General features: G+C 42.1%; 7 protein-coding genes. All 7 read left to right on the top strand.

The annotated features are described in order from the left end of the window. Positions 1–609: 609 nt before the first annotated feature. Positions 610–1,272, top strand: a complete 663-nt coding sequence (locus tag DRW39_RS22010; protein ID WP_116109409.1) for an RNA polymerase subunit sigma — start codon at positions 610–612, stop codon at positions 1,270–1,272. Further along, positions 1,262–1,600 (top strand): hypothetical protein, encoded by a 339-nt coding sequence (locus DRW39_RS22005; protein ID WP_116109407.1) that lies wholly within the window; start codon positions 1,262–1,264, stop codon positions 1,598–1,600. The genes DRW39_RS22010 and DRW39_RS22005 overlap by 11 nt, the downstream gene beginning before the upstream one ends. A gap of 16 nt (positions 1,601–1,616) precedes the next feature. Beyond that, a complete protein-coding gene (locus DRW39_RS22000) occupies positions 1,617–2,363 on the top strand; it encodes an ImmA/IrrE family metallo-endopeptidase (protein WP_157974629.1) in 747 nt (248 codons plus the stop codon). A 264-nt stretch (positions 2,364–2,627) separates the two neighbouring features. Continuing rightward, positions 2,628–3,776, top strand: a complete 1,149-nt coding sequence (locus tag DRW39_RS21995) for a DDE-type integrase/transposase/recombinase (RefSeq protein WP_198664982.1) — start codon at positions 2,628–2,630, stop codon at positions 3,774–3,776. A gap of 446 nt (positions 3,777–4,222) precedes the next feature. Continuing rightward, the gene (locus tag DRW39_RS21990) at positions 4,223–4,717 is read left to right on the top strand and encodes a DUF6932 family protein (protein WP_116109402.1); all 495 of its coding nucleotides are present in this window, start codon (positions 4,223–4,225) and stop codon (positions 4,715–4,717) included. Then, entirely contained in the window at positions 4,710–4,940 is a 231-nt protein-coding gene (locus DRW39_RS21985) for a hypothetical protein (RefSeq protein WP_116109401.1), read from the top strand. The genes DRW39_RS21990 and DRW39_RS21985 overlap by 8 nt, the downstream gene beginning before the upstream one ends. A gap of 255 nt (positions 4,941–5,195) precedes the next feature. Continuing rightward, on the top strand, positions 5,196–6,809 hold the full coding sequence (locus DRW39_RS21980; protein ID WP_157976312.1) for a hypothetical protein: 1,614 nt from the start codon (positions 5,196–5,198) through the stop codon (positions 6,807–6,809). The last annotated feature ends 1,193 nt before the right edge of the window (positions 6,810–8,002 follow it).

Raw genomic sequence — 8,002 nt, 5'->3', positions numbered from 1 at the left:
GCGGGATCATTTAGAGATTCCGCACTACAAAGAATAAAAAAATAAAAACACCACTGTACGGCGCCCAACACCGCATCAGACGTCCATGCGCCCTTTTGAGGGGCGCACGGCGCTGATGCAATCGTTCGCTGCAATTATACAAACACATCCATCAAAGAAGCAGGGGGGACAGCATGATTGTGTCCCCCCTTATATCAAATTAGTACCTACGGTAGTATGGAATGCTAGAACATTCTGTTGCACACTGAGTAATGTACTTTTTCATCCAGTCCCAGTGCTCAGAAGACAACCAACCTTGGTAATCATTTGTGACACGGATTACTAAGATGTGATCGTTTTGATCCATCTTGTTACGTAGCCTTTGGGATAAAGCAGTAGCGGTTTCGGTAGTTGCAACTAGCCAAGTGGATTTGAGAGGGTGAGCCCAAGAGTGGGAGTTCTTGATCTCCTTGATCAAGCCTTCATAGTTTTGACCTGCTTTATTCAGGTCGTAAGAAACGTTGAACACATTCATGTTTTGTAGTTTTGGGGTGAATGGAACTGTTATCACCTTCACTATCAAATACCGTTACCAACGCTTTTTGGTACTAAACCACACCCCTGGGTATTTTGGAGCAAACAGAGAACTACACTTCTTACTCCACTGAAGATTTGGTCGAGTTGATTAGCTGGAAGGCTGATGACGATTATGCTGTGGAAGCCGAAAAGGCTTTCAGAGAATTCTATTTTCGCTTTTGTCAAGACGTAGCTCAAAAGTGTGAAATAATCTGTACCAATTGGGGTTACGACGTTAGTACAGCCGTGCAGCTCACTGAAAGAACATTTGGCAGGTTTTGGAAATATCCGAATTTCACCAAGGATAAGGCGAAGAGCTCTAATATCGATAAGGCCGTATTGTTGTATCTTTTAGGAATCGCGAAAAAGGAACTTCTCAAAATTCGTCAAGATGAAACGAGTGAAAACCCATATACTGGGGAAGAAAGAATTATTAAAACATTTCCAAATGTTGACTCCTACAACACCCCAATAGAGACAAAAATGATACTAAAGAAGAAATACAAAATTATCCAAAATGCGCTAGCTCGACTTTCCGAAAAACATAAAATAGTGTACCTAACCTACAAAGCATATGAAAAAGATGGCTATAATTTGCCCGGCAAATTGCTAAAGGAACTTAGAAGTGAATTGAATCTCAGTCAAAGTACCATTCGATTTTATAAAATGGAGGCGTACAAGAAGGTTGATGAATATCTCGAAATTTATGGACAATAAGAAGAGTAAAATGGGTGGTGATAACTTTAATCAGTGGCTTCGGTCTTTGGGGTATTTATTTCCTTCTAATGAGCTGGAGCTAGCCAGATTTGAAGTCATGTATCGAAATCACAACTTTAAAATTAGCGTTGACGACCTAAGCATAGAAAGAATATTAAATTATGATGAAGATAAAACGATCAAAACGAATAGAACATCCACGGCGTTGGAGAATGAAAACATTAATGAATGGAGATTGGCAGCTAGAAATAAAAATGACATCGACCCTGACATTTTAGAAAAAATGAGGAAGAATCAAAGTGGAAGCTCTGAACAGGAAGATCAATAGAATATATTTATCTCAATTGGCCAGTTTCGCGGCTGGAAATGCAGCGGAAGGCAGTTATATTAATTTATTAAATATATTGGAATTTGAGAACATACGTTTGCATATAGATGACTACGGTGATCATTTCGATGGCGCACTTGTTTTTGATAATTCAATACATATACATCTAAATTCTAATCTTGGAAATCGTTTAGATTCTAAGAGAGGTCGCTTTACATTGGCCCACGAGTTGGGTCACTATATTATCCCTCATCACCATGAAGCGATTAAAATGGGGGAGGTTAATTTTTCTACCATAACCTTCAATCAGCATAATTACTTTGAGCGAGAGGCAGACTATTTTGCTGCTAGTATCTTAATGCCAACGGCGCTATTTAAAAGATTCTGCGAAGGCCGTCCATTTGGAATCGAATTAATAAGATTATTATCAAATACATTTGATGCTAGCATATTGTCAGTATTAAAAAGATATTGTGAGATTGGCAATCATGAAATTATGGTGATAGCTTGTCAAAATGGTAAGTTGGTGTGGTATGAAAAAAGTAAGGATTTTCCCGCTTACAAGCATCGATTCAGTATCGGGAATACTCCTCCTTTAGATTCATTCATGAACGAATATATATTAGGGAATAAAAGTGAGTCAGAGCTTAGTCATTCTTATTCTGGAGATTGGTTTTATACCAATTTTGAAAGACCTATGAGAGAATATTGCCTCTATTATCAAAAATTTAGACACATTCTTAGCGTTTTGTGGTTTGATTAACTAGATGCAGCGAACATTGCCTACCACGTACAGCCGCCGATTAAGCTTTTTGGTGCTATTATTGATTTAGAAGCTGGTATAAGTATCTTTACACCCGAATTACCTGTTGGAAAAGGCGTCCGTCGGGTAGGCCCCCGTTCTGTCCAATGTAGGTCCGATAAACAGACATCCTTTACAAAAAGTAAATAGACATGCTTTACACGCTTCGGCCATTGCTTTGGGTCCAAAACGACCCGAGTCATGGCCTGGAAAACGTGTTCAGCAATGGATCAGAAGAAGCAATTCATCCTTGATTACCTCACGGGTAAGTACACCAAAAAGGAACTATGTCAAGCGTACGGGATTGGCCGACCGACGGGAGATTTGCTGTTGAAGAAGTACGAGCAGGGAGGATTTACCAACCTGGGTGACCAGCGCAAAACCCCGCATACCAATCCCTACCAGACGGATCCGGAGGTGGAGGCGGCGATCCTCGAGCTACGGAAGCAGTATCCGCGCTGGGGTGCCCGCAAGTTGCGGGTGTTGCTCTTGGAAGATTGGCAGGCGGACTGCGTACCGAGCGCCCAGACGATCCATAAGTTGCTGCGACGGGCCGGATTGGTAGAGCGCAAGCGTAGGCGCCACCGGTTCCGGCCGCAACAACCGGTTTTCGACCCGGAGAAAAGCAATGAGATCTGGAGCATCGACTACAAAGGGAAGTTCCGTCTGGGCAATCAGCGCTACTGCTATCCGCTGACGATCTGCGACTCCTACAGCCGCTACATCTTCCTGGCGAAAGCGCAGTATCAGGAGACGATTGCTAACGTACAGCAGGGTTTACGCCAGGCCTTTGCGGAGTATGGGATGCCCGAGCAGCTGCACTCCGATAACGGTGCACCGTTCGCCTCCATCCAGTCTCCTCAGCGCTACGGTACGCTGGCCTACTGGCTGATGGACCACGACATCGAGATGGTTTACAGCGATCCGGGACAGCCCGGTCAGAACGGTCGCCACGAGCGGATGCACGAGGAGCTCAAGGCCGACTGCGCCCGTCCACCGAGCTACGATTTACGGTGGCAACAACGCCGATTAAACAACTTTGTACGCACGTATAATGAGGTACGGCCGCATGAGTCGTTGGAAATGCAGAAGCCGGCGCACGTTCACGAACCGAGCCCCCGCCGCTGGACGGGGAAGGTAGAGGACTACGACTACCCGGCCCACTTCAAAGTGCGGCGATTGACCTCGCGGGGGACGATCCGCTGGGGAAGTTCGGAGTATCTGAAGGTGAGCGAAAGTGCCGCTTACCGCTGGATCGGCTTAGAGGATCGCGGCGGTCACGTCTATGATGTCTACTATCGACGGTTTTACCTGGGCTCGTTCTGCGCCAATGACGTGGCCGTGCCCGGCAAGTATCATATCTTACAATGGTAAGCGGTGTAAAGCATGTGTATTGACAGGTGTAAAGGAATGCAGTTTACAGACACTAAACAACCCGCATCACCATCTAGGCGGAACGGAAATGACACGCAATAGCACAAAAAGTATAACTAAAACTGAAGAAGTTGCCATCCATATGTCAGGGTCAAATATTCCAGGCCCACGGTTTGAGATTTGGTGCTAGCAATGACCGGTGTTTTCGTCGATGTTCGCTATGGGCCAAAAGCCTTCGCATAGCTTCGGGTTTTGGCCCATGCTCTCAATCGCCGACAAGACCTCAATCGGTGATTCATTGCTCAAGAACACCATTCAAGAATCCAGTTTTCAGTTCTAAGAGGTCAGGCGAGACAGCAGACCGTCCTTAGAAAGAGAGCCCTGGTACACCATATGGTCTGCGGCCACTACCAGCTTGACCTCTTGAAACCCTCTATCTTGCCAGCATGAACTTTGATCAAAAGGGACTGCTTAGGCCACCTGAGAAACTAACAATTGACCGGGATCAGCTGCTTGAAGCCTTTGTCAAGGCCTTCGGTGAAGACACCACTCGATTAGGCATCTATGAAAACTACCTGGAGTATACCACAATGTTTAGCCAAACCATCACAAAGGCCTTCGCGCAATGGATTGGTGGGAGCTTTACAACTGAGAAGCAGAATCCACGCGACTTGGATTTAGTGACGCTCTGCAGTCAAGAAGATCTGCTCAACCACCAAGATCTTCTGACTGCAAAATTCGATCACAACAACTGGAAGGCCAAGGGCGTAGATGCTTATCTATTAGGAGTTCGTAAAACGGATGCCCCTGACTATCCACTCTATCGTTCCGACTATGTATATTGGATACATCAGTTCTCTACCACCCGTAAAGACCGGAGGGGGCGCAAGCATTCTAGAGGCTTTTTAGAGTTGATCTTTAATGACTACAGCTATGAATAATTACGAAAATTACTTTGAGGGCATAGAGGATCGTGCTGTGCAGATTAGCGAGCTAATAGAAGAAATCCTTAAGCTGGATGATGTAATAGCCGAGCACGATAAGTATGGATCTAAAGGCGTGCAGCGTGATCAATACGTGAATAGAAGAAAAGAATATACCGATAGGTTAAATCAATTATTAGAGCCGCATAAAATGAAGATCATAAATAGCGAGGCGGCATAAAAATTAAAAAAAAAACACTGGACAGAACACCGCGCCATCGTCAAGCCGGCGGTGATGGTTTTCGTTGACTAGGATGCCTTATCGGCTAGGAAAGGAAGTTCTTGATCCGTAAGTTGGCTGGCGGAGCCGGCCTGCGGTGGCGCATCCGTTAGGTGCAATAAGATACTACTCTCTCAGTCTATGCTCAATTTTATCAAGACCTGGACCACATATTGATTCAATTGGAATTGAAGCAGAACTAACAGTAGGTACTAAATGAACAGTGGAAGATTTAGCTCTAGAGGATATTTGATCCAAGCAGTGGTTGCCTTACTTGATTCATTCAATCATTCTTGGGAAACTGTTGAAATTGAACCTGACTCAATAAATGATAAAGTGGATATTGCATGGTATTCTACAGAGGGAGACGTTATATGTCAAGTAAAATCTTCTATTAACAATTTCCAGGACAGTAAAATAATTCAGATAATAGCTGATTTAATTGAGGCTCATCCTGAAGCTAAAGAATATCGGGTTTCTTTGGTAGGGAATGGTAGTGATAGTGTTTTAAATAAATTTAGAAATATCAATTCCCTAAATGTTTTAGATCCAAGCCTAAATAAATATAAAAACAAGATAAAAGTAAATATCCATCCATTAGATTTAGATATACTTTATGAGGCAATATTTTCCAAGGTCCATAAATTTTTATCTTCTCATGATTATATTCTCAGCTACGATACTGTAAAGCTTATTTCTGAAGGTATAGTGTTGAAGTTTGTTACGATGTCAGGCACAAAAGAAATTATGTCTAGGCAAGAATTTGAAAATAAGCTGCTAGATTGGGTTGAATTCTTTTATTCCGGTAGTAAGCACAGCAGATCACTAAAAATTGGCAATACATTTCAAAATGCTGATGACCAATTTCCGGAATTTAGTAAAATTCATCTCTTAAATAAAAATACAATGTTTGAGGAAATAAAACTTAAAATCGCTGAACTTGCGAGGAGTGTTGAAGCGATGGACGTCACTGCTAATGAGGTCTTCGATACATGGAGTAGAGCAGTAGCCAGTGGGAAAATATATGAACAAACCAAATATGGGCGGTTGACTAAAGATAATTACTACAAAGCAGATTCTTTCGTCCGTAATGACAATGAAGTTAGACAAATTATTGAAGAGCTTTCCAATGTGAATATAGACAGACTGTTAAATTTTGGAAATTTGATGTTTCGATTTCCTTCAATACAAAGCGGTCCAGAAACTATTGGTACGAAATCTGAAAAAACAAAATTTAGTCAATTCACTAACCTTTTGAAACTGGTTAATCAATACTTGTGCTATAATAAATTTTTAGAACCATATGAAGATTTTCGGGTAGTCTCGCTTTTTTTAGAAAACAATACGAATATTACACACGAGAACATCGAGGTGCAAATAGCAATACAGGGTGTAAAAGAAGTATCAACGTTAAAGGGAGTTATCGAATTTAAGAATACCCAAGATTTTCAATTTTTAATTGAAAATAGATTTGATTTTATGAATTCGTTTAGATATGCCGAACCATTAAATTTTTCAGAGTACGATAATTATGGAATATTCCCTTTGCACGCTAATGACGTAAGTAGCATGATTTACAGAGACAATAAAGGTCATATGGCATATGACTTAGAATACCTAAATCGATTTGTTTCCAACATTCTTGCCTTTGATAATGTAGCTTTGAAAGAAGACCTCTTGACGCTAAATGTTTCATTTAAAAAAATTCGAGCTGGCGAGAAAATGCTTTTCCCCTCTTACATTTTCATTAAACCACTATCTGCAATCGCTATCAGTGCGCAAGTGCTGTCAGATCAATTAGACAGAAAAATTGAAATAAAATGCACCTAACACCGCCTACCACGTACAGCCGCCGGTTGAGCTTGTAGGTGCTATCAATGCTTTAGAAACAATCTAAAAGAACGTCGACACCCGAAAAGTGTGCCGGTATAGGCGGCCGTCGGGTAGGCAAACGTTGGGCACAATGGCAATCAAGACAGCACCCTCTTGCTTAGTATAACCGATAAACCTCGGTCCAATGACGAGCGAAAGTTCTGATGACTTATCTTCACTAAATTTGATAGTTAATCAACCTATAAGAAAAATACCTATTTTTAATCTTTTCCATTTATAGATCACTTATAGTCAAACGAGCTGAAATGAGGGTAAGCCCTACTGTATTCAATGGTCTAGCAACATTTATAATAGGATATGCCCTATATCAGTGCATAACTGGTTGGGAAAGTTTGACTTCTGGTGAAGGATGGGGTTTGTTCGCTGTTATGTTTATAGCCGCAATGGCGGTTCCACTCCTACTTATTGATGCTGTAGTACAGTTAATCACAATTAATTCTAAGTACAGATTCCTATATCGAAACAGTATTGAAATATTTATGATGCTATTGTTCTGGCTTATTCAAAATTAAGTCTGGTGAGGTTACTCATTGCCATTTAATGAATGTTAAATCATTAACTGCTAACATTAAATCTACCGCAAGTACGAGTGGGCGCTATGAAGATTTTGGCGGTGCGCTTCGATGGAAAATTTGATACAGAGATCAAAATCGGTCTTCGAAGGAAATGGAGGGGAAGCATGCTACCGCAAGCAACCGCTGATATTACGAAGGTATTTGTCAGTGAGCTTCGATAAAAGATGGCACGGGAAGGTCAAAATCGGTCTTCGATGAAAACGGAGGGAAGCATGCTACCGCAAGTAACTGCCCATCGACCTGAACCAGAATAGCCAAAGACATAGTTGAACTTGAAATGATGTATCTGGCGAAATCATGGAAATAGCACCTTACCGACTATGCCGAAAATGAGGATCACCAGGACAGATGATGGTCAGATCAGGCAAAAAAGAAAGCCCGCATTACTTCAAAAAATGAAAGAAAAGAAAAGCCACTGTGCCCAACATCGCCTCAACGCCATTAAGTTAAGCCTACCGGCTGGCCCTTGGATGTCATGCTGGCCGTTAGTTTTCGCACGTTCGACAGCTAGGTCGTCCAACGCGTATCTTCATGGCATAGTAACCTCGTCCGGCC

This window comes from Lewinella sp. IMCC34191 (genome assembly GCF_003390935.1).
Taxonomy (GTDB): domain Bacteria; phylum Bacteroidota; class Bacteroidia; order Chitinophagales; family Saprospiraceae; genus Neolewinella.
Note: the sequence above shows the minus strand (reverse complement) of the source record. Positions and strands in the feature narration are given on the sequence as shown.

What these genes read in the sequence shown, in the direction of transcription:
- DRW39_RS22005 (WP_116109407.1), top strand. Translation starts at nt 1,262, where the DNA reads ATGGACAATAAGAAGAGTAAAATGGGTGGTGATAACTTTAATCAGTGG.
- DRW39_RS21995 (WP_198664982.1), top strand. Translation starts at nt 2,628, where the DNA reads ATGGATCAGAAGAAGCAATTCATCCTTGATTACCTCACGGGTAAGTAC.
- DRW39_RS21990 (WP_116109402.1), top strand. Translation starts at nt 4,223, where the DNA reads ATGAACTTTGATCAAAAGGGACTGCTTAGGCCACCTGAGAAACTAACA.
- DRW39_RS21985 (WP_116109401.1), top strand. Translation starts at nt 4,710, where the DNA reads ATGAATAATTACGAAAATTACTTTGAGGGCATAGAGGATCGTGCTGTG.
- DRW39_RS21980 (WP_157976312.1), top strand. Translation starts at nt 5,196, where the DNA reads ATGAACAGTGGAAGATTTAGCTCTAGAGGATATTTGATCCAAGCAGTG.